Annotated in this window: 26 protein-coding genes; 11 read left to right on the top strand and 15 right to left on the bottom strand. The window is 58.8% G+C overall.

Annotated elements, in window-relative coordinates; translation table 11 throughout:
* Window positions 1-6: 6 nt before the first annotated feature.
* Both BM225_RS07395 and BM225_RS07390 read right to left on the bottom strand, forming a co-directional pair.
* Complete coding sequence (locus tag BM225_RS07395) at window positions 7-879, bottom strand: phosphoribulokinase (RefSeq protein ID WP_072707750.1); 873 nt, start codon at window positions 877-879, stop codon at window positions 7-9.
* An 18-nt stretch (window positions 880-897) separates the two neighbouring features.
* The gene (locus BM225_RS07390) at window positions 898-1,896 is read right to left on the bottom strand and encodes a class 1 fructose-bisphosphatase (protein WP_072707752.1); all 999 of its coding nucleotides are present in this window, start codon (window positions 1,894-1,896) and stop codon (window positions 898-900) included.
* Window positions 1,897-2,000: 104 nt separating this feature from the next.
* Between BM225_RS07390 and BM225_RS07385 the strand changes: the two genes are divergently transcribed.
* Both BM225_RS07385 and BM225_RS07380 read left to right on the top strand, forming a co-directional pair.
* On the top strand, window positions 2,001-2,933 hold the full coding sequence (locus BM225_RS07385) for a LysR family transcriptional regulator (RefSeq protein ID WP_072707754.1): 933 nt from the start codon (window positions 2,001-2,003) through the stop codon (window positions 2,931-2,933).
* Window positions 2,934-2,975: 42 nt separating this feature from the next.
* Window positions 2,976-3,485, top strand: coding sequence for a DUF1697 domain-containing protein (locus tag BM225_RS07380; protein WP_072707756.1), 510 nt, complete (start codon window positions 2,976-2,978; stop codon window positions 3,483-3,485).
* A 57-nt stretch (window positions 3,486-3,542) separates the two neighbouring features.
* On the opposite strand, the gene gltX is transcribed toward BM225_RS07380, so the two are convergent.
* The 3 genes from gltX to BM225_RS07365 form a co-directional block, all read right to left on the bottom strand.
* Complete coding sequence (gltX, locus tag BM225_RS07375; protein WP_072707758.1) at window positions 3,543-4,877, bottom strand: glutamate--tRNA ligase; 1,335 nt, start codon at window positions 4,875-4,877, stop codon at window positions 3,543-3,545.
* A 99-nt stretch (window positions 4,878-4,976) separates the two neighbouring features.
* Window positions 4,977-5,759, bottom strand: a complete 783-nt coding sequence (locus BM225_RS07370; RefSeq protein ID WP_092464051.1) for an SseB family protein — start codon at window positions 5,757-5,759, stop codon at window positions 4,977-4,979.
* Window positions 5,752-6,375: a uracil-DNA glycosylase family protein gene (locus BM225_RS07365; protein WP_072707762.1), complete on the bottom strand. Its 624-nt coding sequence runs from the start codon at window positions 6,373-6,375 to the stop codon at window positions 5,752-5,754. Before BM225_RS07365 ends, BM225_RS07370 begins: the two co-directional genes overlap by 8 nt.
* Before the next feature lie 80 nt (window positions 6,376-6,455).
* Between BM225_RS07365 and BM225_RS07360 the strand changes: the two genes are divergently transcribed.
* The 3 genes from BM225_RS07360 (at window position 6,456) to BM225_RS07350 (ending at window position 10,284) form a co-directional block, all read left to right on the top strand.
* On the top strand, window positions 6,456-7,115 hold the full coding sequence (locus BM225_RS07360; RefSeq protein WP_072707764.1) for an ABC transporter ATP-binding protein: 660 nt from the start codon (window positions 6,456-6,458) through the stop codon (window positions 7,113-7,115).
* The gene (locus BM225_RS07355; protein ID WP_072707766.1) at window positions 7,093-8,685 is read left to right on the top strand and encodes a KpsE/RkpR family capsule polysaccharide export protein; all 1,593 of its coding nucleotides are present in this window, start codon (window positions 7,093-7,095) and stop codon (window positions 8,683-8,685) included. Before BM225_RS07360 ends, BM225_RS07355 begins: the two co-directional genes overlap by 23 nt.
* A gap of 102 nt (window positions 8,686-8,787) precedes the next feature.
* Window positions 8,788-10,284: a phosphomannomutase/phosphoglucomutase gene (locus tag BM225_RS07350; protein ID WP_072707768.1), complete on the top strand. Its 1,497-nt coding sequence runs from the start codon at window positions 8,788-8,790 to the stop codon at window positions 10,282-10,284.
* A 63-nt stretch (window positions 10,285-10,347) separates the two neighbouring features.
* On the opposite strand, the gene BM225_RS07345 is transcribed toward BM225_RS07350, so the two are convergent.
* From BM225_RS07345 to dut, 3 genes are read right to left on the bottom strand one after another with little or no spacing between them, the layout of a single operon-like run.
* Window positions 10,348-12,357, bottom strand: a complete 2,010-nt coding sequence (locus BM225_RS07345) for a M3 family metallopeptidase (protein WP_072707770.1) — start codon at window positions 12,355-12,357, stop codon at window positions 10,348-10,350.
* A 3-nt stretch (window positions 12,358-12,360) separates the two neighbouring features.
* Window positions 12,361-13,413 carry a HesA/MoeB/ThiF family protein gene (locus tag BM225_RS07340; protein ID WP_072707772.1) on the bottom strand — a complete coding sequence of 351 codons (1,053 nt, stop codon included), beginning with the start codon at window positions 13,411-13,413 and terminating at the stop codon, window positions 12,361-12,363.
* Window positions 13,414-13,422: 9 nt separating this feature from the next.
* The gene (gene dut / locus BM225_RS07335; protein ID WP_072707774.1) at window positions 13,423-13,905 is read right to left on the bottom strand and encodes a dUTP diphosphatase; all 483 of its coding nucleotides are present in this window, start codon (window positions 13,903-13,905) and stop codon (window positions 13,423-13,425) included.
* 275 nt (window positions 13,906-14,180) lie between these two features.
* Between dut and BM225_RS07330 the strand changes: the two genes are divergently transcribed.
* On the top strand, window positions 14,181-15,059 hold the full coding sequence (locus BM225_RS07330) for a LysR family transcriptional regulator (protein WP_072707776.1): 879 nt from the start codon (window positions 14,181-14,183) through the stop codon (window positions 15,057-15,059).
* 18 nt (window positions 15,060-15,077) lie between these two features.
* Here the strand turns inward: BM225_RS07330 and BM225_RS07325 are convergent, their stop codons facing one another.
* Window positions 15,078-15,497, bottom strand: a complete 420-nt coding sequence (locus BM225_RS07325; RefSeq protein ID WP_072707778.1) for a response regulator — start codon at window positions 15,495-15,497, stop codon at window positions 15,078-15,080.
* A 436-nt stretch (window positions 15,498-15,933) separates the two neighbouring features.
* Between BM225_RS07325 and BM225_RS07320 the strand changes: the two genes are divergently transcribed.
* Window positions 15,934-16,392, top strand: a complete 459-nt coding sequence (locus BM225_RS07320; protein WP_072707780.1) for a response regulator — start codon at window positions 15,934-15,936, stop codon at window positions 16,390-16,392.
* A 3-nt stretch (window positions 16,393-16,395) separates the two neighbouring features.
* Here the strand turns inward: BM225_RS07320 and coaBC are convergent, their stop codons facing one another.
* Genes coaBC through BM225_RS07305 form a run of 3 tightly spaced genes read right to left on the bottom strand, consistent with a single transcriptional unit; the run spans window position 16,396 to window position 19,342 of the window.
* Window positions 16,396-17,592 carry a bifunctional phosphopantothenoylcysteine decarboxylase/phosphopantothenate--cysteine ligase CoaBC gene (gene coaBC, locus BM225_RS07315; protein ID WP_072707782.1) on the bottom strand — a complete coding sequence of 399 codons (1,197 nt, stop codon included), beginning with the start codon at window positions 17,590-17,592 and terminating at the stop codon, window positions 16,396-16,398.
* Between the two features lie 56 nt (window positions 17,593-17,648).
* Window positions 17,649-18,464 (bottom strand): ChaN family lipoprotein, encoded by an 816-nt coding sequence (locus BM225_RS07310; RefSeq protein WP_072707784.1) that lies wholly within the window; start codon window positions 18,462-18,464, stop codon window positions 17,649-17,651.
* Window positions 18,464-19,342 carry an RNA polymerase factor sigma-32 gene (locus tag BM225_RS07305; protein ID WP_072707786.1) on the bottom strand — a complete coding sequence of 293 codons (879 nt, stop codon included), beginning with the start codon at window positions 19,340-19,342 and terminating at the stop codon, window positions 18,464-18,466. The genes BM225_RS07310 and BM225_RS07305 overlap by 1 nt, the downstream gene beginning before the upstream one ends.
* A 102-nt stretch (window positions 19,343-19,444) precedes the next feature.
* Between BM225_RS07305 and cobU the strand changes: the two genes are divergently transcribed.
* From cobU to BM225_RS07290, 3 genes are read left to right on the top strand one after another with little or no spacing between them, the layout of a single operon-like run.
* Window positions 19,445-19,969: a bifunctional adenosylcobinamide kinase/adenosylcobinamide-phosphate guanylyltransferase gene (cobU, locus tag BM225_RS07300; protein WP_072707788.1), complete on the top strand. Its 525-nt coding sequence runs from the start codon at window positions 19,445-19,447 to the stop codon at window positions 19,967-19,969.
* Entirely contained in the window at window positions 19,966-20,538 is a 573-nt protein-coding gene (locus tag BM225_RS07295) for a histidine phosphatase family protein (protein ID WP_072707790.1), read from the top strand. The genes cobU and BM225_RS07295 overlap by 4 nt, the downstream gene beginning before the upstream one ends.
* Window positions 20,539-20,595: 57 nt before the next feature.
* On the top strand, window positions 20,596-22,113 hold the full coding sequence (locus tag BM225_RS07290; protein WP_072707792.1) for a YifB family Mg chelatase-like AAA ATPase: 1,518 nt from the start codon (window positions 20,596-20,598) through the stop codon (window positions 22,111-22,113).
* Here BM225_RS07290 and gshB read toward each other — a convergent pair.
* From gshB to rsmI, 3 genes are read right to left on the bottom strand one after another with little or no spacing between them, the layout of a single operon-like run.
* Complete coding sequence (gshB, locus tag BM225_RS07285; RefSeq protein ID WP_072707794.1) at window positions 22,110-23,060, bottom strand: glutathione synthase; 951 nt, start codon at window positions 23,058-23,060, stop codon at window positions 22,110-22,112. The two genes, BM225_RS07290 and gshB, sit on opposite strands and share 4 nt — an antisense overlap.
* A 60-nt stretch (window positions 23,061-23,120) precedes the next feature.
* Window positions 23,121-23,477, bottom strand: a complete 357-nt coding sequence (locus tag BM225_RS07280) for a YraN family protein (RefSeq protein ID WP_072707796.1) — start codon at window positions 23,475-23,477, stop codon at window positions 23,121-23,123.
* Window positions 23,474-24,349 carry a 16S rRNA (cytidine(1402)-2'-O)-methyltransferase gene (gene rsmI / locus BM225_RS07275; protein ID WP_072707798.1) on the bottom strand — a complete coding sequence of 292 codons (876 nt, stop codon included), beginning with the start codon at window positions 24,347-24,349 and terminating at the stop codon, window positions 23,474-23,476. Before rsmI ends, BM225_RS07280 begins: the two co-directional genes overlap by 4 nt.
* A 78-nt stretch (window positions 24,350-24,427) precedes the next feature.
* Between rsmI and BM225_RS07270 the strand changes: the two genes are divergently transcribed.
* Complete coding sequence (locus BM225_RS07270) at window positions 24,428-25,603, top strand: penicillin-binding protein activator (RefSeq protein WP_072708090.1); 1,176 nt, start codon at window positions 24,428-24,430, stop codon at window positions 25,601-25,603.
* The last annotated feature ends 12 nt before the right edge of the window (window positions 25,604-25,615 follow it).

The following is a 25,615-nucleotide window of genomic DNA, read 5'->3' as shown; positions in this document are numbered from 1 at the left end:
GCCTCCTCAGCTCCGCTTGGATTCTTGGACAAGGCGCAGGATCATCGGGGTAAAGATCAGCTGCATTGCCAGATCCATCTTGCCCCCCGGGATCACGAGCGAATTCGCGCGGGTCATCCAGCTGTCGTGGATCATCGACATCAGGTAGGGGAAATCGATGCCTCGCGGGTTCTTGAACCGGATCACCACCAGGCTCTCGTCCGCCGTGGGAATCCACCGCGCGATGAACGGGTTCGAGGTATCGACCACGGGTACCCGCTGGAAGTTGATGTCGGTCTCTGAAAACTGCGGGCAGATGCAGTGCACATAGGCGTGCATCCGGCGCAGGATGGTGTCGGTCACGGCCTCGGTGGTGTAGCCACGCTTAGAGCTGTCGCGGTGGATCTTCTGTATCCACTCAAGGTTAATCACGGGCACCACGCCGACCTTCAGGTCCGCCAAGGCAGCGAGGTTCACCTCGTCATTGACCACAGCGCCGTGCAGACCCTCGTAGAACAGCAGATCGCTGCCATCCTCGAACGGAGCCCAGTCGGTAAAGGTGCCGGGCGCGCTGCCATACCGTGCGGCCTCATCATCGTCGTGGACGTAATGGCGGGTTTCACCAGTGCCGGTCTCGCCATAGCTGCGGAACACGCTTTCCAGTTTCGCCAGTTCGTTCGCGTCATAGGAAAAGTGGCTAAAGCCCTGATCCCCGCCTTCGGTCCGACGTGCCAGCTCGGCCTTCATTGCGGCGCGGTCGTAGCGGTGGAACGCATCGCCCTCGATCGAGACGGTGCTGACACCTTCGCGGCGGAAAATCTGGTCAAAGGTACTTTTGACAGTGGTGGTTCCAGCACCAGAGGAGCCGGTCACCGAAATAATCGGATGCTTTTTGGACATAGTATTTTCCAGTCAGGGTCAGGCGCGGAACAGGCCGCGGTTGCCGAACAGAGCAGAGACTTCGGTCTCGGGCAGATCGTGATAGGTGCTGACGCGGTCGACCTTGTCTGCGGTGCCAAAGACCATAGGCGTTCGGGCATGCAGGCTCGTCGGGATCTGGCTCAGAACACGAGCGGTGCCGGTGGTCGCTTTACCGCCCGCTTGCTCGACCAAAAAGGCGATGGGCGCGCATTCGTAGACCAGACGCAGGCGGCCATTCTCGTAGCCTTTGCGTTCGTCACCGGGGTACAAGAAGATCCCGCCGCGGCACATGATCCGGTGGGTTTCAGCCACCAAAGACGCCACCCAACGCATGTTGAAATTCTTGCCGCGCGGGCCTTCGGACCCAGCCAGACAATCATCGATATAGGCCCGAACCGGCTTGGCCCAATGGCGGTAGTTCGACGCGTTGATCGCGAACTCGCTCGCCTCTGGCGGGATCATCGTGGTCTCGGTCTCAACAAAGGCGCCCTCAACCCGATCCAGAATGTACTGACGCACACCATCGCCAAATGTCACAACCAGCGCGGTATGGGGCCCGTAGATAAAGTAGCCCGACGCCAGCAGGTGGCTGCCATCCCGCAGAAACGTCTCGGTCCCGTCGTCCAGCGCCGGCTGGATCGAAAAGATGGTCCCGATCGACACGTTGCAGTTGATGTTCGACGAACCATCCAGCGGATCAATCGCCAGCGCCAAGGCACCGTTTACGTCGATCTCGTTGACCGTCTCGCGCTCTTCCGAGGCGTACCAGCGGACACCGGTGCCTTGCATGGCATGGGCGAATGCGTCGTCGGCCAGCACATCCAGCGCCTTTTGCTGATCGCCATCGGTGTTGTGGCCGATGTTGGCGGCCAGTTGTCCCGCCAGCGGTCCGCGCCCCACAGCGTCCGACAAACCGACCGCCACATCGCACAGAGCATTCATAACCTGCCAAAGCGGGGCTGGAACGCCCCCTCTGGGAATTCGTATCTCTTGCATCACGTTTAGGGCCTCCCCTCCCTGAACCGAAGCTGAGATTGATAATCCTCAGGTTGAATGATAATAAAATTTCAAATTTCTGTACGAAGTGTCAGGAAAATTGAATGCCGCGTTTGGACCAGATCACACTCAAGCAACTCCGCGCTCTGACTGCGGTGGTCGAAGAAAGCACCATTCTCGCAGCTGCAGAAAGGCTGAATTTGACCGGCCCAGCCGTCCATAACCAATTGAAAACCCTAGAGGCGATTGTCGGCTCACCACTGCTGTCCCGTGCAGGTGCAGAACGCAACATACCAACCGCCCAAGGGCGCGCCCTGCTGCGCGCTGCGGCAGAGATCGAAACCTCATTGGATCGGGCAGTGCGACAAATTGGTGCGCTGGGTCAGGGGCTGTCGGGACGCGTAGTTCTGGGGGTTGTGAGTACGGGCAAGTATTTCGCTCCTCGAATCGTGGCTCTTTTGCAGCGGGAGATGCCGGATGTTCAGGTGGCCTTGCGCGTCGGCAACCGAGAGGAAATCGTCGAAGCGATGGAGCGGGCAGAGCTGGACCTGTGCATCATGGGTCGCCCGCCCCGCACCTTTCTGACCGAGGCGATGCCCCTGTTCGATCATCCCCACATCATCATTGCCAATCAGGACCACCCGCTCGCGCGCGACCCCATGGTCCCGCGCGAGGCGCTACTGCGCGAACGCTTTGTCATGCGCGAGGCCGGCTCTGGCACCCGCATTCTGGCCACCCGCTTTCTGGACGAGATCGGTCATGACCAAGTTGCTGGCATCACCGAGATGTCCTCGAACGAGACGATCAAGCAGGCCGTGATCCACGGGCTGGGGATCGCCATGATCTCGGCCCATACAGTGGCGGATGAACTGGCGTCGGGGCGATTGGTGCGTTTGCGCGTCCAAGGTCTGCCCATCTATCGCAAATGGTATCTGCTGCCCCAGCCGCGCGCGGACAAAGCCGCTGCTGTCACTGCGGTCGAACGCTGGATTCTGGACCACGCCGACGTCATAGAGCCCAGTCTTGACCTGAGCTAATCCTGACTTGGTGCGCGCGGTGGAAGCTGCCACACTCCGCGCATGAGCATCTACATCGCCTTTCTACGATCCGTGAACGTTGGCGGCACGGGCAAGCTGCCCATGTCTGACTTGGCGCGGATGTGTCGGGATATCGGTTTTGAGGACGTGCAAACCTATATCGCCAGCGGAAACGTCATCTTTTCCACGGACATGACGCCCGAGGGCGCACGCGTTTCGCTCGAAGCGCGCCTCTATGAATACTGCGGCAAGACAATCCGAGTGCATATTCGCACCCCGAAAGAAATCTCGCAGATCGTCCAGACAAACCCCTTCCCCAAAGCCGCAGGAAATCAGATAGGGGTACTCTTGCTTGACGGTCCACCTGATCTGAGCGCTCCCTTGAACGGGCAACAAGATGAACAGGTCGTGGCCGGTGCACGAGAGATTTACGCCCATTACCCCTCGGGCATAGGGCGATCCAAGCTTGTCTTGCCGGGCACTTCCACGGGCACGACAAGAAATATGAATACGCTGGTTAAGATGCTGGGTCTGGCGCACAAACTGGCCTGACCACGCAAAAAAGGGGCGCTGAACGCGCCCCCAATGTCAGAGTATTTTTCAGTCGGCTTAGGCCTTGAACCCGCGTGCCTTGACGACCTGAAGCAAGGGCATGACATCCGACATATCGGGGCCACGGTCCTGACCGGTTACAGCGCGGCGCAAAGGCATAAACAGGCCCTTGCCTTTGCGACCAGTCGCCTCTTTCACCGCAGAAGTCCAATTGCCCCACGTGTCACCGTCAAACGGACCCTCAGGCAGCAGGGTCATCGCCTGCTCGATCATCTCGCGGTCTTCGTCGGCAACTTTGGGCTCTGCGCCATCGTGGAACAGCTCCCACCACCCCTTGAGGTCATCCAGCACGGTGATGTTCTCGCGGCTGACAGTCCAGAACTGCTCTGCCAGCTCAGCAGGAACACCCAGGTCTGCGATCAGAGGTGCGACTTCCGAATAAGGTTTCGCCGCGTTGATGCGCGCGGTCAGCGGGTACAGGTCATTGCTGTCGAACTTCGTCGGGGCCGAGCCGAACTGGCCGATGTCGAAGCCTTCGATCAGCTCTTCCATCGACGTGCGCAGTTCCACAGGCTGCGACGAGCCAAGACGTGCCATAAGCGACAGCAGAGCCATCGGCTGCACGCCAGCAGCACGCAGATCGCGCAGGGACAGGGTACCCAGACGTTTTGACAGTGCCTCGCCCTGCGGGCCGGTCAGTAGCGAATGGTGGGCGAACGCAGGGTGATCATGGCCCAAGGCGCGCATGATCTGGATCTGGGTCGCGGTGTTGGTCACGTGGTCAGAGCCGCGCACAACGTGGGTCACGCCCATATCGGTGTCGTCAACAACCGAAGCCAGCGTGTACAGCATCTGGCCGTCCGCACGGATCAGCACGGGGTCAGAGACCGAGGCCGCGTCGATCGACAGGTCGCCAAGGATGCCGTCGGTCCACTCGATCCGCTCGTGATCCAATTTGAAGCGCCAGACGCCAGCGCCACGCTCTGCGCGCAGCTTTTCCTTTTCCTCGTCCGACAGAGCCAAGGCGGCGCGGTCGTAGACGGGGGGCTTGCCCATGTTCAGCTGCTTCTTGCGCTTCAGGTCCAGCTCGGTCGGGGTCTCGAAGCATTCGTAGAAACGGCCCATCTCACGCAGTTTGTTCGCCGCATCCTCGTAGCGATCCAGACGCTCAGACTGACGCTCGACCTGATCCCACTGGATGCCGAGCCATTCCAGATCCTGCTTGATGGCATCGACGTATTCTTCCTTGGACCGTTCGGGGTCGGTGTCGTCGATGCGCAGGATGAATTTGCCGCCCTCTTTGCGGGCGATCAGGTAGTTCATCAGCGCGGTGCGCAGGTTACCAACGTGGATATAACCGGTCGGCGAAGGGGCAAAGCGGGTGGTCGTCATAGCGTTCTCCTGTTGGGCGTTCATGTCCCACACAGTCAGGGAAATGTCCACAATCGGCTGCGGCGGGGCGGCTGTGCACCCACCGCATGGCATCAGGGCCTAGCGCAGTTTCGGCGGATTGTTCGGGTCGCGGCCGGGGGCTTTGGGGCCCTCTTTCTCTTCGGGTTGGGGCAGATCGAACCGCAGACCGACCTTGGCTAGCGCCGCAGACATCGGATCGGACGCGCGGAAGAAGGACACGTCGATGCTTCCCGCCTCAATCCCCGAAAAGGTCAGCGCCGCGTGCACAGCCCGCGCGATCGACGGCTCTGCCCCCGCAACAGGGTCCACAACCCCCAACATGTGGCCCATCGCGCCGCCTTCGTAGCGGACACCCACCAGATAGGCGAACCGCGCCAAACCGGCGGCCGATGCCAGTCGGCTGTCCAACGACACCAACAGGGAGTCCGGCAATCCGCGTGGGGAGAGGAATTCTTCGATATTCGCCTCGCCCTCTTCGGGGGAGGACGACAGGGTATCGGTGATCCAACTGATAGCTTCGGGGGGCAGCAACATCTCTGACGGTGCGACTGTTAGATTAACGCCAAGGCCAATCCCCTGCCCGTTCAGCATCTCTGCCAACACACGGCCCGGGATCGCGGCATAGGGCGCTTCGCCCTCGGCGAACCGAGCGAGTCGCGCTTCGGTGTCGAACACCACGGCGAACTCAGTGCCATCGACGGGAAAGAGCCGCGGCTTGATCGTCTCGCCTTCGGACTCTTCTTCGAGCAGCAGGAAGAGTTCCGATCCGGACAGCACATCATAGAACCGTAGGCGCGCGGCCTCGTTTTCAGGAGCGGCGTCCATGGCGGCGTGGGCTTGATCCAGGAGTGTCTCAGTCATCTAGCACCTCTTTGACCTTGGCCCGCAGCACCGGCAGCAGCTCTGCCTCGAACCACGGGTTTTTCTTGAGCCATGCGGTATTGCGCCACGACGGATGAGGCAAGGGCAGGACACCGTTTTCCAGATGATCGCGCCATTCCGTCACTGTCTGAGTGACAGATGTGCGCGCGCCGATGTGCCATTTCTGGGCATATCCCCCCACCGCGAGCGTTAGCCGGACCGTCCCGAGCGCCTCAATCAATGGGACGCGCCACGTCTGTGCACAGATTGGCGGCGGCGGCAGATCCGCGCCTTTGGCATCGTAGCCCGGAAAGCAGAAGGCCATGGGCAGGATCGCCACGCGCGATCGGTCATAGAATTGCTCTGGCGTCACACCCATCCAGTCGCGCAGACGGTCGCCCGAGGGGTCTGTGAACGGCTGACCACTGTGGTGCACCCGCATCCCCGGCGCTTGCCCCGCGATCAGCAACCGCGCACCAGAGCCGACCCAGACCACCGGACGCGGGCTATGACCCGTCGCCGTCTGCGCAAATCGTTGCGCACAGATACCGCATATCGATAGTTCCGCTTTGAGAGCTTCTAACGCGGGTTGTCCTACATCGCGTTTTTTTGACATAGTTCCTGCAAAGTTTGCGCTTAGTTAACCGTTAATCTACCTAAGAATAAGAACCGCCAAACATGGCACCGAGGCAAGGCATGCTGGAATTCAGAAATGTCAGCAAGTCGTTCTGGACCGGAACGCAGCACAAAGTGATCTTGGATCGCGCGTCTTTTCGTGTCGATTTGGGAGAGTCTATGGGTATCCTCGCGCCGAACGGCACGGGCAAGACCACAGTCGTTAACATGATGGCCGGTCTGGAAAAACCCGACGAAGGCGAGATTATCCGCGGGTGCAAAATCTCTTTCCCGCTGGGGTTCATGGGCGGCGTCATCTCGAAGCTGTCGGCGATGGAAAACGCCCGCTACATCGCGCGCCTATACGGTTTGGACCCCGACTACGTCGAGGCGTTCTGTCGCTGGCTGTGTGGACTCGAGGAATATTTCGACCAACCGCTCGGCACATATTCGGCGGGCATGAAATCCAGATTTACGTTTGCCCTCATGCTGGCCTTGGACTTCGACATCTACCTGATCGACGAAGGGATGCCGTCTACAACGGATGTAGAATTTAACAAAAAGGCGGCCGACCTCTTGCGGGAACGGTTGCGCACAACGACGATCGTGATCGTGTCACACCAGCCGGAGACGCTGGAAAAATACTGTCGCAAAGCTGCTGTCCTGATGCACGGGCAACTGCACATGTTCGACAGCCTTGAGGAAGCGAAGCAGCTGTATGACTACGAAACCAAAAGCTAGAAAATTCCGCATCAGCCGAGAGCCGCTTGCCAAACCGGTCGCCGCACCGCAGCCCCCTGCTCCGGAAGAGACGCCCGAAACCGAAGAGCGTCAGACCATGGCTGGCGCTGTTTCCTCGCGTGCAGAAGTCGATTCTGAGAACGACATTGATGCCATCCGCAAAGAAGGTCTAACAGGTCGCCAGCTGCGCCTCGCCCGCCGTTTGGCCCAGAAGCATGATATTCCGGCCACCTCCGATTTCGACGCTGTACGCCAGCTGCGCAAGCGTGGGATTGACCCGTTCCAGCGGTCTGCCTCGCTCGACCTGGTCGTCTCGGACCCCGAAGAAACCAAGCTGACCAAGCTGCCGCAAACCGTGCCAGAGCGCCGTCAGGAGACCCTGCCCAGCACCGAAGTCAGCGATGGCGAAAGCCCAGCCGAACGCCGCGCGCGTGAAATCGGGCGCATCCAAGCCGAGATCAGCAAGCGCCGCCGCAAGAAAACCGGCTTGCTGGCTCTACGCCTGCTGTTCTTTGTTTTCTTGCCGACCGCGATTTGCGGCTGGTTCTTCTATTTCGAGGCAACACCGCAATATGCGACCACCTCGGACTTCATCATTCAAACCTCGGACCAGTCGAGCGGTGCGGGCGGCCTAGGAGGTCTGCTCCCGTCACAGATGAACACCAACCAAGAGGCCGTCGCAATCCAGCGCTATCTGCAATCGCGCGAGGCAATGCTACGCTTGAATGAGGAACTCGGCTTCAAGGCTCATTTCCAGCAGGACTGGATCGATCCGATCCTTCGTCTTGATGAGGACGCCACCAACGAAGAGGCCTACAAGCTCTATAAACGCAAAGTCCTAATTGGCTACGACCCGACTGAAGGCGTCATGGGCCTAGAGGTGATCGCCGTGAATCCCGAAGCCAGCAAAGCCTTTTCCGACGCGCTGATCCGCTACGCCGAAGAGCGCGTGGACAGCCAGACCCTGCGCAAACGCGAAGACCAACTGAGCGAATCTCGCAAGTCGCTGGCCGAAGCCGAACGTCTACGCCGCGAAGCCCAAGAGGCCTTGGTTGCGCTGCAACAGGAAGCCGCGATCGTGGATCCCGAAGGTGTGATTGGCGCACTGCGTCAACAAATCACACAGCGCCAGATCGAATTGCAGGAAAAGCAGCTGCAACTGCAGGCTTTGCTAGACAACGCACGTCCCAACCAAAGCCGCGTCGACGGCGTCGAGGGAGACATCCGCCGCCTGCAAGCAGCCATTGCCGAACTTGAGACTCGCATGAACGAAGCGACCCAAGGCGAGGACTCTCTGGCTGCGATTTCTGCCAAGATATCACTGGCCCAAGCGGATGTCGCGACTCGGGACTTGCTCTTACAATCCGCACTACAGAATCTGGAGTCTGCCCAAATCGAAGCCAGCCGCCAGACACGCTATCTGTCCCGCGGCGTAGAGCCTGTCGTGCCCGATCAGGCAACTTACCCCAAGGCGTTCGAGAATACCGTGGTCAGTTTTTTGATTTTTGCCGGAATTTACCTCATGATTTCGCTCACAGCGTCGATCCTTCGTGAACAAGTCACAAGCTGAGGGTAAAAGGGTGTTGCAGTTCGGGTCCGAGCGCTAATTACTAGCGAGAGTAACGTGTGCGTACCTGCCGTTTTTTAAAATACAGAAAGAGTGATTTCTAATATGACCAAGCCGATTGCCGACGTAACACCCAACACTTGGGACTTCCTGCTGCGTCCGATGATCAAGCCCACCGGCTTCCGCGAATACGATGCCCGCTGGAAATACCCCGAGGAAATTAACCTACCCGGTATGACCGCTCTGGGTCTGGGCCTTGGCACCCAGATGCGCAAGCGTGGCATTGAGCCCGTGATCGCCGTCGGCAACGATTATCGCGACTATTCTCTGGCCATCAAAAACGCGCTGATCCTCGGCCTGATGCAGGCGGGTATTCAGGTCAAGGACATCGGCCCTGCCCTGTCCCCCATGGCCTATTTCAGCCAGTTCCATCTGGACGTCCCCGCTGTGGCCATGGTCACCGCATCGCACAACCCCAACGGCTGGACCGGCGTGAAGATGGGCTTTGACCGCCCGCTGACGCACGGCCCCGACGAGATGGGCGAACTGCGCGACATCGTTCTGGGTGGTCTGGGTGAAGCCCACGAAGGCGGTTCGTACGAACTGGTCGAGGGCGTCAAGGAAGCCTACATTCAAGACCTGATCGGCGACTTCAAAATGTCTCGCCCGCTCAAAGTCGTCTGCGCGACCGGCAACGGCACCGCGTCGGCTCTGGCACCCGAAATTCTGGAGCGCATTGGCGTAGAGGTTGTCCCCTCGCACAATGAGCTGGACTACACCTTCCCGAATTACAACCCGAACCCCGAAGCTATGGAAATGCTGCACGACATGTCCGACACGCTGAAAGCGTCGGGCGCAGACATCGCGCTAGGTTTCGACGGTGACGGCGACCGCTGCGGCGTTGTTGACGACGAAGGCGAAGAGATTTTCGCAGACAAAGTCGGCGTCATCATGGCCCGCGACCTGTCGAAGCTGTACCCCGGCTCGACCTTCGTGGCGGACGTGAAATCGACCGGCCTGTTTGCCTCGGACCCCGAGTTGCAGGCACGCGGCGTGAAAGCCGACTACTGGAAGACAGGCCACAGCCACATGAAGCGCCGCGTCAAGGAAATCGGTGCGCTGGCAGGCTTTGAAAAGTCGGGCCACTACTTCTTGGCCGAGCCTGTGGGTCGCGGCTACGATTGCGGCATGCGCGTCGCAGTTGAGATCTGCAAACTGATGGACCGCAACCCCGACATGTCCATGTCGGACCTGCGCAAGGCTCTGCCCAAGACCTACTCGACCCCGACTATGTCACCCTACTGCGCCGATACTGAAAAGTACGACGTACTGGATCGCATCGTCGAGAAGCTGGTTGCCAAGGCTGACGCTGGCGAGACCTTTGCCGGCAAGGCGATCAAAGAGGTTGTCACCGTGAACGGCGCCCGCGTCATTCTGGAAAACGGCAGCTGGGGTCTGGTGCGCGCATCGTCGAACACCCCGAACCTGGTTGTGGTTTGCGAAAGCTCGGAAAGCGACGAGGAACTGCGCGCGATCTTCAAAGAGATCGACGACGTGATCCGCACCGAGCCTGCGGTCGGCGAGTACGACCAGAAAATCTAAGTCCGGTTCCTTCGGACAAACGAAAGCCCCCGCGATTTGCGGGGGCTTTTTTGTTTCAGCGGATCAGGCGACCAGCCCGCGTCCGCGCAGCAGAGCATCGACGCCGGGCATGCGGCCACGGAATGCGGTGTAGAGATCTTCGGCCGGTTTCGATCCACCCATGGATAGGATGTTGGACTGCAGGCTGTCTGCGGTTTTCTGGTCGAATGCGCCGCCTGCCTCTTTGAACGCATCGAACGCATCGGCGTCCATGACCTCGGACCACATGTAGCTGTAGTAGCCGCTGGAATAGCCGTCGCCCGAGAAGACGTGGGCGAATTGGGGCGTCGCATGGCGCATCCCGATGGCTTGCGGCATGTCTATGCCCGCCAGAACTTCTGCCTGTTTGGCCATCGCATCTTTGGGCGCCGCCCCGCGATGGAAGGCCAGATCGACCAGAGCCGAGCCCAGATATTCGACGGTCTGGAACCCCATGTCATAGGTCGCAGCACCAAGAACCGCATCAGCCATCGCCTGCGACATCGGCTCTCCGGTTTCCGCATGGACTGCGAATTTCGCCAGCACTTCGGGAACCTCAAGCCAGTGCTCGTATAGCTGGCTTGGCAGTTCGACAAAGTCCCGCGCGACCGAGGTACCGGACATGGAACTATAACGCACATCCGACAGCATTTGGTGCAGGGCGTGGCCGAATTCATGGAACAGGGTGCGCGCGTCGTCGTACGAGAGCAGCGCAGGCTGCCCTTCGTCTGGTTGCGCGAAATTGCAGACGTTGACCACGATCGGGGCCTGCGCTTCGGGCCAGCCAGCTTGGGATTGGAACGCGCTGCACCATGCGCCGGACCGCTTGGAAGGACGGGCGAAGTAGTCACCGATGAACACCGCCACGTGCTGACCATCGCGGGTGACGCGCCATGCGCGGGCATCGGCGTGATAGAGCGGAACGTCCAGAGGCTCAAACTGCAGGCCAAACAGGCGGGTCGAGCAGTCAAAGGCCGCTTCGATCATTTTATCCAGTTGGAAGTAGGGCTTCAGCTTGGCTTCATCGAGATCATGCTCGGCTTGGCGGCGCTTTTCTGAATAGTAGCGCCAATCCCATGCCTGCAGCTCCCCGTTGATGCCGTCCTCGCGCATCATCTCGGTCAGCTTGGCAGCATCCGCATCGGCCTGCGCCTTAGCCGGGGTCCAGACCTGCATCAACAACTCCTCGACCCGCTCGGGCGAACCCGCCATCTCGGTCTCTAGCTTGAAGGCCGCGAAGTTGTCATAACCCAGCAGTTTGGCCCGTTCCTCACGCAGTTTCAGGGTCTCGGTCGCGATCCCGCGGTTGTCGGTCTCGCCGCCGTTTGCACCGCGGGCGGCCCACGCGGTGTAGGCTTTTTCACGCAGGGCGCGGTCAGGGCAGAACTGCAGGAACGGCACGATCAAGGAGCGCGACAGGGTGATCACCGGCTTGCCATTGCCAGCGCGGCGCGCCGCAGAAATCAGGAAGTCCGGCAGACCGTCCAGCTGATCCTCGGCCAGCTCCATCTGCCAGCTGGATTCGTCCTTCAGTAGGTTCTGGGTGAACTGGGTGCCCAAGGACGACAGGCGCGACATGACCTCGCGCATGCGGTCAGCCTCGGCGCCGGTCAGCGCCGCGCCAGAACGGACAAACCCGCGACGGGTCAGATACAAAAGCCGCGCGTCCTGCTCGTCCAGACCCAATTCGTCGCGCTGTGCCCACAGGGTTTCGACACGATCAAACAGGGCACGGTTGTTGTTGATATCACTGTAATGGGCCGACAATTGGGGCGCGAAATCCCGCTGCAGCGCTTGACGCGCATCGTTCGAGTCGCTGCCCGCCAAGTTGTAAAACACCGACAGAACCCGATCGAGCGCAAAGCCCGAGCCTTCGAGCGCAAGTACAGTGTTGGCAAAGGTTGGCGCTTCGGGGTTGTCCGCAATGGCGTCGATCTCTGCCTTGTGCTCGGCCAGAGCGGCCGCGAAGGCGGGGGCAAAATCGTCGTCGGAAATGGCCTCAAATCGGGGCAGACCGTAGGGGCCATCCCAAGGCTGCATCAATGCATCAGTCATAGTTCAATCCTTGTGCTGTCCGCAGACAGGGCAATCGGCCCGTGGCTGCAGGGTAATGCTGCGGGTCTCGGCGTACAGGGCGTCATGGATCACCATACGTCCGCGCAGAGTCTGGCCCGCGCCGGTGATCGCTTTGACAGCCTCATTCGCCATCATCGTCCCAATAATCCCCGGCAATGGTCCAGCCACACCGGCCAGCGCACAGGGCGGCGCCAGATGGGGCGCGGGCGCCTCGGGGAAGATACACTGATAACATGGGGTCCCATTCGCCGGATCAAAGAGGCTGAGCTGCCCTTCCCACTGGGTCAGAGCGCCGGACACCAAAGGTTTACCAAGCTTCACGCAGATCCGGTTCACCAAATAGCGGGTTTCGAAATTGTCTGTCCCGTCGAGCACCAGATCGTATTCACCGATCAACTCTTCAGCCTCGTCCTCGGTCAGGCGGCGGTTGTACGGCTTGACCGTCAAGAAGGGGTTCAGAGCCAGCATGTGGTCCTGCGCACTGAACACCTTGGGCCGGCCAATGTCCGCATCCGCATGGATCACCTGCCGCTGCAGGTTGCCATTATCCACCACATCCTCGTCGATGACGCCGATAGTCCCAACTCCAGAGGCCGCCAAGTAGATCAGCACCGGACTGCCCAAACCCCCTGCCCCAACGACCAGAACCTTGGACTGTTTCAACGCCTTTTGCCCCGGTCCGCCGATTTCGCGCAGGACGATGTGGCGGGCGTAACGCTCCAACTCGACAGGTTCAAACGTCTGCTTCGGGGTGTCATCCCCTGCAGGTGCATCTCTCTCGGCGACCTTGGCGCGGATGGCGCGCAATCCGAAACGGTAGCCCAGCGCCAGACCCAGCAGCGCGCCAACGATCAACCAAGGCTCAATGCTGCCGCCGAGCGACAATCGTAGGGGCGCGCCGTCAGGCAAGACCAGATGGGCGCCCAAGACAGCCACATATAGGATTAGGATCATCACCCAGCGCGCAGATTTCGGAGTCCTCATCAGCGCTCCGATCCCCCAGAGCGCGCCCGCCATCGCTAAAAACAGTAGCATGTCAGCCCCTTACTTCGTTCCGGTCGAGCCGAAACCGCCGCCGCCCCGCGCCGTCTCGCCCGAGAATTCCTCGACCACCGACAAGTTAGGGCGAATGACTGGCAAGAACATCATCTGCGCAATCCGCTCGCCAGGATTAATCGTGATCGGATCGCCCGAGGGGTTCCGGTTCCAGACGCTGACAAAAATCTGCGCGGTGTAATCAGGGTCAATCAGACCAGTGCCATTTCCCAGCACCAAGCCATGCTTGTGCCCCATGCCGGAGCGCGGCAAGATCACCGCCGCCACATGCGGATTGTTCATATACAGCGCCAGGCCAGAGGGTATCAAAACGGCCTTTTCCTGCGGCGCAATATCCATCGAAGAACCTATACATGCGTGTAGGTCGATCGCGGCGGCCATGTCGCTCTGGTATGTGGGCAGTCCCCATTCATTTAACCGCGCATCCAGTACTTTGACCTCGATTTCGGGGGTGAAAGACGGGCTGCTCATGGGCTCTCCTTGGGTGCGAAACATGTTGCGCTATCTAAGGCCCCAAGGGCGACAGGATGCAAGTCGATGAGGAAGCAGGATTGCCGTGAAAGCCGCCGGCTCCAAGAGTGTTTTTAAATTAGAAACCAAGAATGTTTACAGAGCACCCGCGCCTGAACTAACCTAATGCATACCATACGTGTACTTTTGATGAGTTTTGTTTTCGACGCAGGCAAGCGGTGCTCTGTGTCCGGCTTACCAAAATAACGAAGCTCCGCGAGAAATGATCGGACCTCATGCACAACTGGGATGACCTCAAATACTGCCTCGCTCTTAAGCGGTACGGCACCATGTCTGGTGCGGCGCAAGCCCTGAAGACCAATGTCGCGACGGTTTCGCGACGCATCCATGGTCTGTCAGACGAACTCGGCCTGCAGCTGTTTGTTAAAGACGGTCAGAAGTGGAAGCCTACGCCCTACGCCGAAAACCTCGCATCCTTGGCTGAAATCACGGATGCCGAGCTATCTCGGATACAGCTCGAAGGTGACGCTGAAACGGGCCCAAAAGAGGTCCGGATCAATTATGATGAGATGATTCGCCAATCTCGGTTGATGAACTCGGTGTCGAACCTGTTTGAAACGGTCCCGAGCATCACATTCAAACTGCGCTTCGGGTCCGCCAGCCTTGGCTTCGGCGAAACCGATATCTTCCTCACCACGATCCCCTTGGAAGAAGGCAATTTAATCCAGAAGCGTGTCGGCACCCTGCGTTCTGCCGTTTGGTGCGGGTCAGCGTTTCAGGACAAGTTGCAATCGTGGATTCGATTGGAAAGCATTTTGTCATTGGAAGAGCATCACGCGAGCCTGCAAGAAGAGATGGGTCAAGAGCACATGATGCTGAACGACGGCCTCCTGTGCGCCGACGTGATCCAGCGCGCTCCTTTCGCAGCGGCTTTGGTCGAGGACTATGCAATCCGCCAGCGCGGGCTGCGCTTCCTGCCGCAGTTTCCAAAGAAAGAGCATCCCGTTTGGGCGTATTTCCATGCCACGCGCAAGCAGGACAAGATAATCCATATTGCTCTGGATTGGATCACTGAGGCCTTCAAAGCCCCGCAAGAAGCTCTGGCTATCCCGGCCAAGACGACAAAATTCGGAGAACAGTCGCTTAACGCCTGAGCCGTTGCCACAAGGGGCCTAGCGCCCCTTGAGCTCGGACAGTTCCTGACGCCTGTGCGAAGATTGGACAGCCAACCCAGCCACCATCGTCAGTCGCTCGCGCGACAGATCATCTTTGAGCAGGAAACCGTCAACATCCAGACCCTCGAGGATCTCGGAAAACTCTACAATATCTACGCCGGAGAAAAGAACGATCCCGATGTCGGAGCGGGCGTCTGTCATACCACGAATTTTGGTCACGAACTCGGCGCCCGTAGACTCGCCCAAATGGTAATCGACAAAGACGACATCGGGCAAATCAGAGTCATTCGATGTCAGAGAATCCAAAAACTCGGTAGCGGAATGAAAGCGCTTGAACACCACTCGTGATTCGCGGGCCATCCACCGCCCCACAACTTCTGCATGCAGGTCATCATCTTCGATGAGTGCTACGCGCATCCGACTTTTCCCTCTATTGGCGTATTTCAGCGCACTGAATAGGCGGCGATTTTCTGCAAACTAGAACTGGGGACCGGAAAACCAAATAATTTTGTTAGCGGCGCATGAGCATTTATCTGCACCTCACACAGACATAGTGGCACAGAAAAAAGGTGATAAGCAAAGGATTTACGTCCCACGACCAATTTAGTGACCTGAGGTCAAGAAGAAAGGCAGGATATCCTTGCTTTGTTGCAAAGCCATGTCTTACAAATCGCTCGGACCTGCATGTTGATGCACATTCTGTTTTCGCGATAAACTGGTTAGCATGCTAAAGTAGCCACACCTCGTACGCTCAACTACAGGGCCCCGCCTATTGTTGGGACATTTAGGGCGAGGTGGCGCGACGTTTAGACGATCCTTCGGGGGGAGCCGGAGGCGCTGTGGAGAACCAGTAATGACTGCGATCAATGCCGATGACAGGTCTCCGTCTGGGAAAGAGACGGTAACCCTGCTGGTGGTAGAAGATGATGTCGTCGATCAGGAGATCGTGAAACGCTCTTTCAAACGGGCTGATCTGGCGCATCCGTTGGTTTTCGCAAACAATGGCCTTGAGGCTCTCAAAATCATGCGTGGCGAAAAGCCGGACGTGTCGTTGCAAGAACCGTATATGGTACTTCTGGATCTCAACATGCCCGTCATGGACGGTTTCGAGATGCTGGACGAAATGCGAAAAGACGAGAAACTGCAGGACAAAGTTGTGTTCGTCCTATCGACGTCGGACGATGATCGGGATGTAAAGCGCGCCTATGCTTCTGGCATTTCAGGCTACATTCAGAAGGGCAACATCGCCGAAGGCTTCTCTGCCGCGACCAAAATGCTTTCCTCCTACGGCGATGTGGTGATTTTTCCGTAAAGCCTATCGCGTCAGCGTATCTGCAATTTTTGCGGCTAGCTGAACCGACACCTCTGCCTTAGTCATTCGAGGCCAATCCATGGCGCCCTCCTCTGTCACGACTGTGACTTTGTTTTCCGAACCGCCCATAATGCCGGTCTCAGGACGCACATCATTCGCTACAATCCAATCACAGCCTTTGCGCAGCCGTTTTGCGGTCGCATTTTCAATCACATCGTGAGTCTCAGCTGCAAAACCGACGACCAGACGGGGCCGCCCTGCACCCATCTGAGATATCCGCGCCAGTATGTCGGGGTTTTCTGCGAATTCCAGAACCGGCAAAGCGCCATCCTGCTTCTTGATCTTCTTGCCAGAGGCGCTGGCGACGCGCCAATCTGCGACCGCAGCTGCGAATACCGCAGCGTCTACGGGCAACGCGGCTTCGACTGCAGCCAACATCTCTGCAGCGGTTTCGACAGCGACGACATTTGCCCCGACTGGCGGCGCGACACTCGCTGGTCCCGTGACAAAGGTCACTTGAGCGCCCAAGTCCATTAACGCTGTGGCCAAGGCAGTGCCCTGCGCACCGGAGGACCGGTTCGCGATGTAGCGCACCGGATCAATCGGTTCATGGGTCGGCCCGGACGTCACAAGGATATGCTTGCCAGCCAAGGGCCCTGCGCTCAGGGCGCTGCGGACAGCGTCCAAAATGTCTGCAGGCTCAGACATCCGCCCCGGTCCGTGCTCTCCGCATGCCATATCACCTACGTTCGGGCCAACAACGCGCACGCCGTCGGCAACCAAGGCTTTAAGATTGCGCTGGGTCGCTGGGTGATCCCACATGCGGACATTCATCGCCGGAGCGATCATCACAGGCGTGTCCGTCGCCATCAGCAGTGTGGTCGCCATATCATCCGCATGACCGCCCGCCATCTTGGCCATCAAATCAGCGGTTGCGGGGGCGACAACAACCAAGTCAGCAACGCGGCTGAGCTGGATATGCCCCATCTCTGCCTCTTCGGTCAGGTCAAACAGGTCGGTGTAAACCTTTTCTCCGGCCAGCGCGGATACCGACAACGGCGTCACGAATTCTGCCGCAGAGCGGGTCATCACAGGCGTCACAGCAGCGCCCTGCCTCTTGAGCAACCGAATGAGTTCGAGCGTCTTGTAGGCCGCTATCCCTCCGGCGATGATCAGCAGAATGCGTTTTCCGGCCAGCATGGCGCCCTCCTCTTGGCTTTGGCCACAGAGGTAAGCTGCCCGCGCGCAAAGCGCAATCACTGGGTCTGGCCAAAACCTTCGCAAGGATCGCCGCGATCAGTCGGTGCGGTCACGAGCCAGAGATCATAGGGCGGCTGCCCTTCTGGCGCGCTTTCCAGTTGCCCAATTGACAGCACATCCACTTCTGGCGCGGCGCGTGTCACATAGACTGGCATGCCCCAATCGGTGCGGGCATGGCCATTGCCTGTAATGACCGCGACGGGTGCGCCATGCTCTTGCAGTGCGTCCAGAGTAACCTTTGCCAGCTGCGCGTCCCGCAATCTTTGGGACGCCACCATCCCGCCCATCATTTCTAAGGGCATCGCGCCGCAATGAGCTTCGAATTGCTGTTGCTCTCGCTCTGACTGTTCGCTCTCTGGCAGAGGGGATGTGAGACCGTAGCGCATGGCCTCGGGGCCAAATACCTCTGCCGCACCATTGGAAAAGGCCTCGCGCAAAGCATCCCGCTGCACCCACGCACCATAGATTGGCGCGGTCGGCGCAGCCTCGAAAATCGGCCAGTATAACGACAGGTCGGGCCAGCCGCTGGACGACCAGCTCGTAGCTGCATCGAAAAGTGTTTGATCCAATCGATCTGCGGGAGTGATCTTTTCGATTTGCTCGGGCGAGAGCATTTCAAACACCAGCGCCTTTGGCGCCAATGCTTCGACAGCTATGGCTTGGTTCTGATGCTGGATGGCGGAGTCGTGAAACTCACCCAAAACGTAGACCTGCGCATCGGGCAGATGGCGCAGGTCTGTCTGGGTTATTTGCTCTGCGTCGGCCGAAGCCGCGAATGCAGTCGCAGATATGATCAGTGAATACAGCCTCATCACAAGAAGGCATGCACCTCTTTCCGGCCACCTTCAAGCGTCTTGCGCATTTTGACATAGGCTGCTGCCTCAAGCTGACGCACGCGCTCTTTTGACAAACCAAGTTCATTGCCAAGACTTTCAAGTGTCCTCGCGTCGTCACGCAGTTTGCGCTCGCGGATAATGAACCGTTCGCGCTCGTTTAGCGCGCCCATTGCCTCGACCAGCCAATCGCGCAGACGGTCTGTGTCGTGCTGGTTTTCGACCATCATGGACGATTGCGCGTTGTCATCCTCGATCGTGTCGATCCACTCGCGTCCTTCGTCCTCGGTACTCTGCGAGGCATTCAGGGAGAAATCATTGCCGGACAGGCGCCCTTCCATCATCTGGACATCCGCCAAAGGCACGCCAACTTCGGTCGAAATCAGCTGGTGCAACTGTGCGCGGTCCAAATGTTCGCCCCGCGACGCAGCCTCGCGTTCCAAACGGGCTTGCACACGGCGCATGTTAAAGAACAGGGATTTCTGGCTGCTGGTTGACCCAGTCCGAACCATGGACCAGTTGCGCATCACATAGTCTTGGATGGACGCTTTGATCCACCAAACCGCGTAGGTCGAAAAACGTACACCACGGTCAGGATCGAATTTGTCGGCGGCCTTCATCAGGCCCAGACCTGCCTCTTGGATCAGGTCGTTCATCGGTGCGCCATAGCGTTTGAACTTCGCCGCCATCGAAATCGCAAGGCGCATGTATGCGGTAATCAGTCGGTGTAGTGCTTCCTCGTCTCGGTGATCACGCCAAGCGTAGGCTAGGGCCAATTCCGTTTCCGCGTCCAGCAACTCGGCCTTCATTGCGGTGCGCGAAAGAGAAAGATCACTCTGGCTATCCAATACTGCCATCTTCACCCCCTGTGCGATGGTACGCTTGACGCGTTCCTAAATTCGGTTTCTGCATAACCTACGCACAGGCCCCCACTTTGGTTCACAATTAGGAGCAAAAAAATGTTGCCACATCTCACCGTGGTTTTAGGCGGGGCCGCTTCCGGCAAATCCGACTATGCCGAAAGCATTGTGCGCCAGAGCTCGGGGCGGCGACTTTATATTGCTACAGCGCAGGCATGGGATGACGAAATGCGCGCCAAGATCGCTGCACACCAACAGGCCCGCGCAGAGGATGGCTGGCGGACGGTCGAAGCTCCGCTCGCGCCCGAAGAATGTCTAGACACAATGGCGGTGGACGAGATTGCTCTGTTAGATTGTGCCACGATGTGGCTCACGAACTACCTGCTTGGCCAGAGCGATTTGCCAGCCGCCAAAGACAGGCTTTTCGCAGGATTGGCCACCGCGCCGGGCCGTGTGGTGATCGTAACAAATGAAGTCGGCGCGGGGATCGTCCCCGAAAATGCCCTCGCCCGCCAATTCAGAGAGGCTCAGGGCCGCCTTAATCGCGACTTAGCCGCCCGCGCAGATTTAGTTGTGACCGTGATGGCGGGCCTACCGCTGGCGTTGAAAGGGGACCTCCCATGAGCCGGCTCTACCTCGTTCGTCATGGTCCGACTCACGTTAAACGCTTGATTGGCTGGACGGATGTGCCTGCAGATCTATCAGACACAGCCGCCCTGACGCGTCTATCAAATGCGCTGCCCGAAGGTGCCGTCGTGGTCTCTTCAGACCTGCTTCGCGCCCGATCCACTGGTGATGCGATTGCGGCGGCCCGAGAACGCTTGCCCCATCGCCACGAACTCCGAGAGATCCATATGGGGGATTGGGAAGACCGGACATGGCAGGACGTGGATGCGGCATATGGCTCCGCATTACGCCAATACTACGAGCAGCCAGGCGACGCGGCCCCGCCGAACGGAGAAAGCTGGAATGCCCTATCGACCCGCGTTTGGGAAACTATACTAGAGCTGTCCTCACAGCATCCGGCACTGGTAATCGTAGCGCACATGGGGCCCATCCTGTCACTTGTGCAGCGCGCCAAAGGCATTGACGCCTACGCAGCCCTTGGGCACCAGATTGACCCCTTGTCTCTAACCACGTTCGACCTGTCACAGGGCGGGCTCGCGCTCGAGGGTCTCAATCAACTCCCCTGACATTAACAATCTGGCAACCATGGGCGCGCTATCCCAATCGGGACGAGGGGCGTTCACTTGGTTACCAAAACATACACAGTCGCATTCGAGGGCGTCACCGCCCGTCAGGTCGAGGTGCAGTGCACACTCGCGGCCGGTCTGCCCGCCTTTTCCGTCGTGGGATTGCCCGACAAAGCCGTGTCAGAGGCCAAAGAGCGCGTTCGCGCGACACTGGAGACGCTGGCCATCGCCCTCCCCTCCAAAAAAATCACGATCAACCTCTCACCTGCCGACCTGCCCAAAGAGGGATCGCACTTTGATTTACCCATCGCGATTGCGCTGCTTGCCGCGATTGGCGCGATCCCCCCAGACACGGCAGAAGACATTGCTTCTTTGGGTGAGCTGTCGTTGGACGGACGCATCGTCGAGGTTTCGGGCGCCCTGCCCGCAGCGATGACCGCAGCCGAAGAGGGTCGTACGCTGCTTTGTGCCGCTGCTTCTGGCCCCGAAGCCGCTTGGGTCGGCGATTGCCCCGTGATCGCGGCAAAGGACGTGGCCGCGATCTTGCGCCACTTCAGCGGCCAGGCCCCCATTGAACCCTCTCGCGCAGGCGAAGTGACACAATCCGCACAGCACAAATGCTTACGGGACGTGCGTGGCCAAGAGCGCGCAAAACGCGCCCTAGAAATCGCTGCAGCGGGCGGGCATCACCTGTTTCTTGTCGGCACGCCAGGCTCAGGCAAATCTATGCTGGCAGAGCGATTACCCGGAATTCTGCCGCCGATGACACCATCGGAAGCTTTGGAAACCAGCATGATCCATTCCGTTGCTGGGCAGATCAAAGAAGGCGGCATCTCGCGAGAACGCCCTTTCCAAACGCCTCATCACACGGCCTCGATGGCTGCGATCGCTGGCGGTGGCAAAGGCGCAAAACCCGGGCAGATGAGCCTTGCCCATAACGGGGTACTTTTTTTGGATGAACTGCCTGAGTTTCCCCGCAATGTGCTGGAAACCCTTCGGCAGCCGATCGAAACGGGGCACATCATGGTGTCTCGCGCGAATGCGCATGTGAGCTACCCCTGCCGCTTCATGCTTGTGGCCGCTGCCAATCCGTGTCGCTGCGGCTATCTAACGGATCCAGAGCAGGCCTGCGCCCGTGTGCCGAAGTGTGGGCAAGACTATCTTGGCAAAGTGAGCGGCCCTTTGATGGACCGCTTCGACATGCGGCTCGAAGTGCCACCAGTTGGGTATCAGGACCTCGACCTCCCCGCCACGGGCGATACGAGCGCAACTATTGCTGAACGAGTTGCGGCCGTCCGTGCCGTACAAACAGTGCGATACGAAAACCAAGGGACCGTCAGAACCAATGCAGAATGTAGCGGCGAAATCCTCGCACAGTGTGCAACTCCGGACGCCGAGGGACGTGACCTTTTGCACCGCTTCGCTGAAAAGATGGGGCTCAGCGCCAGAGGTTACCATCGAGTGTTACGTGTAGCGCGGACGATCGCTGACCTAGACCACAGCGATTGCGTCCGTCGACCGCACATCGCCGAGGCGGTGAGCTACCGCCTCAGCCTGACGCGAGAGATGTCTTAGGTTTGAGCCGCGCGCTTGCCTTCGATCACTTCCCAAATCTTTCCGGCGACGTTGATACCATCAAAGCGCTCGAGCTCTTGAATACCGGTGGGCGAGGTCACGTTAATCTCGGTCAGCCAGTCGCCGATCACATCGATACCAACAAAAATTAGGCCCTTTTCTTTCAAGGTGGGTCCAATCTTGGCGCAGATTTCCAAATCGCGCTCTGTCAAAGCAACCTTCTCGGGCTTGCCTCCCACGTGCATGTTGCTCCGCGTCTCGCCCGCTGCAGGAACACGGTTAATGGCGCCGACCGGCTCGCCATCAACCAAGATCACGCGCTTGTCTCCTGCAGACACGGCAGGCAGGAATTTCTGTGCGATGAGCGGTTCACGCGAGAACCCCGTGAAGGTCTCGAACAACGACGAAAGGTTTCGATCGTCCTTGGTTAGCTTGAAAACGCCCGCACCACCATTGCCGTAAAGAGGTTTCACGATGATGTCCCCATGGTCCTCTTTGAATGCTTTCAAAGTTGCAAGGTTACGGGCGATTGCGGTTGGCGGCGTGAGATCAGGGAAATCGAGCACCATCAGTTTCTCGGGGCAGTTCCTCACCCAAAACGGATCGTTCACGACCAAAGTCTTGTCACTAATGCGGTCAAGGAGGTGCGTCGTCGTGATGTAGTGCATGTCAAACGGCGGATCCTGACGGAGCCATACGACGTCCATTTCGGTCAACGGACGCACAACCGCTTCGCCTAGCTCAAAATGGTCACCTTTGACACGCCGCACCGTCAGGGGTGACACCTCGGCGTAAACCTCGCCTTCGCGATAAAACATCTGGTCTGGCAGATAATAAAATATCTCGTGGCCGCGCGCCAAAGCCTCTTCTGCCAGACGAAATGTGCTGTCCGCCTCGATATTGACCGGACCGATGGGGTCCATCTGAAATGCAACTTTGAGTGCCATGGCGCTTCTCCTTCACTGTCGCGAGAATACATGGCGTCAGCGCCGCGCTACTGCAATGGCTCAAGCTGCCATCAGCGCATTTTCCAGAATTTGTATGTCGCCAAAGTTATCCATCAGCGCGACATCCACACGCATATCGACGTCCAAACGCCCCATGTGAATAGCCGCATATTCTTGCGCTGCACGCATTAACCGTTGCTGCTGTCGATAGCCCAAAGCTTCGGCCGCTCGACCATGCGTTTTCGACGCCTTGACCTCAATGAAAACCAAGCCTGATGCGTTCTCGGCCACAATATCGATTTCGCCAGATTTACCGCGCCAACGACGTGCCAGAATTTTATGGCCTTCTGATTGGTATTTGAGTGCCACGCTTTTTTCGGCAGCATGACCGGCGAGATAAGATACCATGCCACTCATTCAGCGTCCTTCCCGATTTTCAGTGCCATTTGATAGACCTTGCGGCGCGGAAGAGCGTTCGCTTGGGCAATCGCATCACTCGCGTCTTTTACAGACATACGTGAAAGTGCGTCCCTTAGCTGCTCCTCAATGGTTTCTTGGTTAACAGCCTCTGAAGTTTGTCGCCCGATGACCGCGACAATTTCACCTTTGAGCTGCCTACTGGACAAAATTTCGGACACTTCACTCAACGAGCCGCGTATGACCTCTTCGAATTTTTTCGTCAGCTCCCGACAGATCGCAACCTCGCGATCACCGCCCAGCGTTTCGGCTGCATCCGCGACCATGGCCGAGATCCGCTTTGGGGATTCGTAGAAAACAAGTGTTGCCGGAATTTGGCCGAGTTCGACGAGCGCCGATTTCCTTTGGGACTTGGAGTTTGGGAGGAAACCAGCAAACAGAAACCTGTCGGTAGGCAGCCCGGCAATAGTCAGTGCCGTCAAAACAGCCGAAGCGCCCGGCGCGGCATGCACCGGATGCCCGGCCGCAATAGCATCCTTCGATAACTGGAACCCTGGATCGGCCACCAGCGGCGTGCCCGCTTCAGACGCGTAGGCTACAGATTTTCCAGCAGCCAAGGCATCCATCAAGCGAGGCCGCGCCTGCGGCCCATTATGATCGTGATAGGCCACGATTTGGCGGTCCCCGATAGCAATCCCGTGGATTTCCATCAAGTGACGCAGGGTCCGCGTGTCTTCGGCTGCCAGCACGTCCGCCGAAGCCAAAACATCTAGTGCCCGCAATGTGATATCCCGCGCACTACCAATCGGGGTTGCTACAAAATACAACCCTGAAGAGAGTTTTTCGATTTTTTGAATACCCACTGGACCCATGCCCCTTGTCCTCTATGATCCGCCTCAGCAACCTGCTCTGTGGTCATTGTGTGTCAGGGGGAAACCGAAGTGGCAATCATCAAGTTTTTAGCGCGAGCCTTTAAAGCCGCGAAATGGGCCGCCATTCCGGCAGCAGCTCTGGCTCTGGCCGCGTGCGAGCCGGTAGGCCCTCGGTCAGCTGGCGGATCGGGACCGCGCACCGGATCGGGTGAAACGGTCAAGGTGGCGCTACTGGTGCCCCGCGGCACCGGACAGGCCGGTGACGAGGTTCTGGCGACGGCACTCGAAAACGCTGCACGCTTGGCGATCGCAGACCTGAATGGTGCGAACATTGACATGACCGTGTACGGCACAGCAGGCAGCGCAGCAGGCGCGACGACTGCGGCCAGCACAGCGATCAATGATGGTGCAGATATTATCCTCGGGCCGGTCTACGCCGATGCCGCGAATGCCGCAGGCGTTGTCGCCGCACAGCGCGGCGTGAACGTGCTCGCCTTCTCTAATAACCGCACGATCGCGGGCAACAACGTGTTCGTCCTTGGCCCACTCTTTGAAACGTCGGCCATGCGGCTGATGAACTACGCCAAGTCCCAAGGCAAACAGTCTGTCGCAGGCATCTACGCGGACAATCTGGCGGGACAATTGGCGCAACACGCCGTGAATGGAGCCGCTAGCCGTGCAGGCGTGACGGTAACGGGCAGCGTCGTGCACCCCTTCTCTCAGCAAGGGATTATTGATGCGATGCCGCAGATCAAGTCTGCAGCGCTGGCAGCAGATAGCGTCTTTCTCACGTCGACCACCGACGGTGCGCTGCCGCTCCTGACCCAGCTGATGCCAGAGAATGGCATCAACCCCGAAGAGCACCAGTACATCAGCCTGACCCGTCTCGATATCCCGCCCCAGACACTCGAGCTGCCTGGCGTGCAGAACGCTTGGTTCGCGCTGCCTGATCCGGGACGCACCGCGCAGTTCAACGCCCGCTATCAGGGCGCCTACGGCACCTCGGCGCATTCGATCGCCGGTCTGGCCTATGACGGGATCGCGGCCATCGGCGCGTTGATGGCATCTGGCCGCCAGAACGCGCTCAGCCGTCAGAGCCTGACCCAATCTCAGGGTTTCGAGGGCGTTACGGGCATTTTCCGCCTGAATTCGGATGGAACCAACGATCGTGGCCTTGCTGTTGCAACAATCCGCGATAAGCAGGTGGTCGTAATTGACGGCGCACCGCGCAGCTTCAGCGGTGTCGGGTTCTGATCCGACACCGGT

The sequence above is a fragment of the Donghicola eburneus genome (assembly GCF_900115865.1).
Lineage (GTDB): Bacteria > Pseudomonadota > Alphaproteobacteria > Rhodobacterales > Rhodobacteraceae > Donghicola > Donghicola eburneus.
The sequence above is the reverse complement of the archived record's forward strand: the minus strand, read 5'-3'. Positions and strand labels throughout refer to the sequence as shown.

Coding starts and splice junctions, on each gene's coding strand:
- BM225_RS07330 (WP_072707776.1), top strand. CDS start 14,181: ATGCACAACTGGGATGACCTCAAATACTGCCTCGCTCTTAAGCGGTAC.
- BM225_RS07365 (WP_072707762.1), bottom strand. CDS start 6,375: ATGTCAAAAAAACGCGATGTAGGACAACCCGCGTTAGAAGCTCTCAAA.
- BM225_RS07355 (WP_072707766.1), top strand. CDS start 7,093: ATGACTACGAAACCAAAAGCTAGAAAATTCCGCATCAGCCGAGAGCCG.
- BM225_RS07345 (WP_072707770.1), bottom strand. CDS start 12,357: ATGACTGATGCATTGATGCAGCCTTGGGATGGCCCCTACGGTCTGCCC.
- BM225_RS07370 (WP_092464051.1), bottom strand. CDS start 5,759: ATGACTGAGACACTCCTGGATCAAGCCCACGCCGCCATGGACGCCGCT.
- gltX (WP_072707758.1), bottom strand. CDS start 4,877: ATGACGACCACCCGCTTTGCCCCTTCGCCGACCGGTTATATCCACGTT.
- BM225_RS07390 (WP_072707752.1), bottom strand. CDS start 1,896: ATGCAAGAGATACGAATTCCCAGAGGGGGCGTTCCAGCCCCGCTTTGG.
- rsmI (WP_072707798.1), bottom strand. CDS start 24,349: ATGGGTCCAGTGGGTATTCAAAAAATCGAAAAACTCTCTTCAGGGTTG.
- gshB (WP_072707794.1), bottom strand. CDS start 23,060: ATGGCACTCAAAGTTGCATTTCAGATGGACCCCATCGGTCCGGTCAAT.
- BM225_RS07305 (WP_072707786.1), bottom strand. CDS start 19,342: ATGGCAGTATTGGATAGCCAGAGTGATCTTTCTCTTTCGCGCACCGCA.
- cobU (WP_072707788.1), top strand. CDS start 19,445: ATGTTGCCACATCTCACCGTGGTTTTAGGCGGGGCCGCTTCCGGCAAA.
- BM225_RS07380 (WP_072707756.1), top strand. CDS start 2,976: ATGAGCATCTACATCGCCTTTCTACGATCCGTGAACGTTGGCGGCACG.
- BM225_RS07295 (WP_072707790.1), top strand. CDS start 19,966: ATGAGCCGGCTCTACCTCGTTCGTCATGGTCCGACTCACGTTAAACGC.
- BM225_RS07310 (WP_072707784.1), bottom strand. CDS start 18,464: ATGAGGCTGTATTCACTGATCATATCTGCGACTGCATTCGCGGCTTCG.
- coaBC (WP_072707782.1), bottom strand. CDS start 17,592: ATGCTGGCCGGAAAACGCATTCTGCTGATCATCGCCGGAGGGATAGCG.
- dut (WP_072707774.1), bottom strand. CDS start 13,905: ATGAGCAGCCCGTCTTTCACCCCCGAAATCGAGGTCAAAGTACTGGAT.
- BM225_RS07350 (WP_072707768.1), top strand. CDS start 8,788: ATGACCAAGCCGATTGCCGACGTAACACCCAACACTTGGGACTTCCTG.
- BM225_RS07395 (WP_072707750.1), bottom strand. CDS start 879: ATGTCCAAAAAGCATCCGATTATTTCGGTGACCGGCTCCTCTGGTGCT.
- BM225_RS07340 (WP_072707772.1), bottom strand. CDS start 13,413: ATGCTACTGTTTTTAGCGATGGCGGGCGCGCTCTGGGGGATCGGAGCG.
- BM225_RS07385 (WP_072707754.1), top strand. CDS start 2,001: ATGCCGCGTTTGGACCAGATCACACTCAAGCAACTCCGCGCTCTGACT.
- BM225_RS07280 (WP_072707796.1), bottom strand. CDS start 23,477: ATGAGTGGCATGGTATCTTATCTCGCCGGTCATGCTGCCGAAAAAAGC.
- BM225_RS07360 (WP_072707764.1), top strand. CDS start 6,456: ATGCTGGAATTCAGAAATGTCAGCAAGTCGTTCTGGACCGGAACGCAG.
- BM225_RS07325 (WP_072707778.1), bottom strand. CDS start 15,497: ATGCGCGTAGCACTCATCGAAGATGATGACCTGCATGCAGAAGTTGTG.
- BM225_RS07320 (WP_072707780.1), top strand. CDS start 15,934: ATGACTGCGATCAATGCCGATGACAGGTCTCCGTCTGGGAAAGAGACG.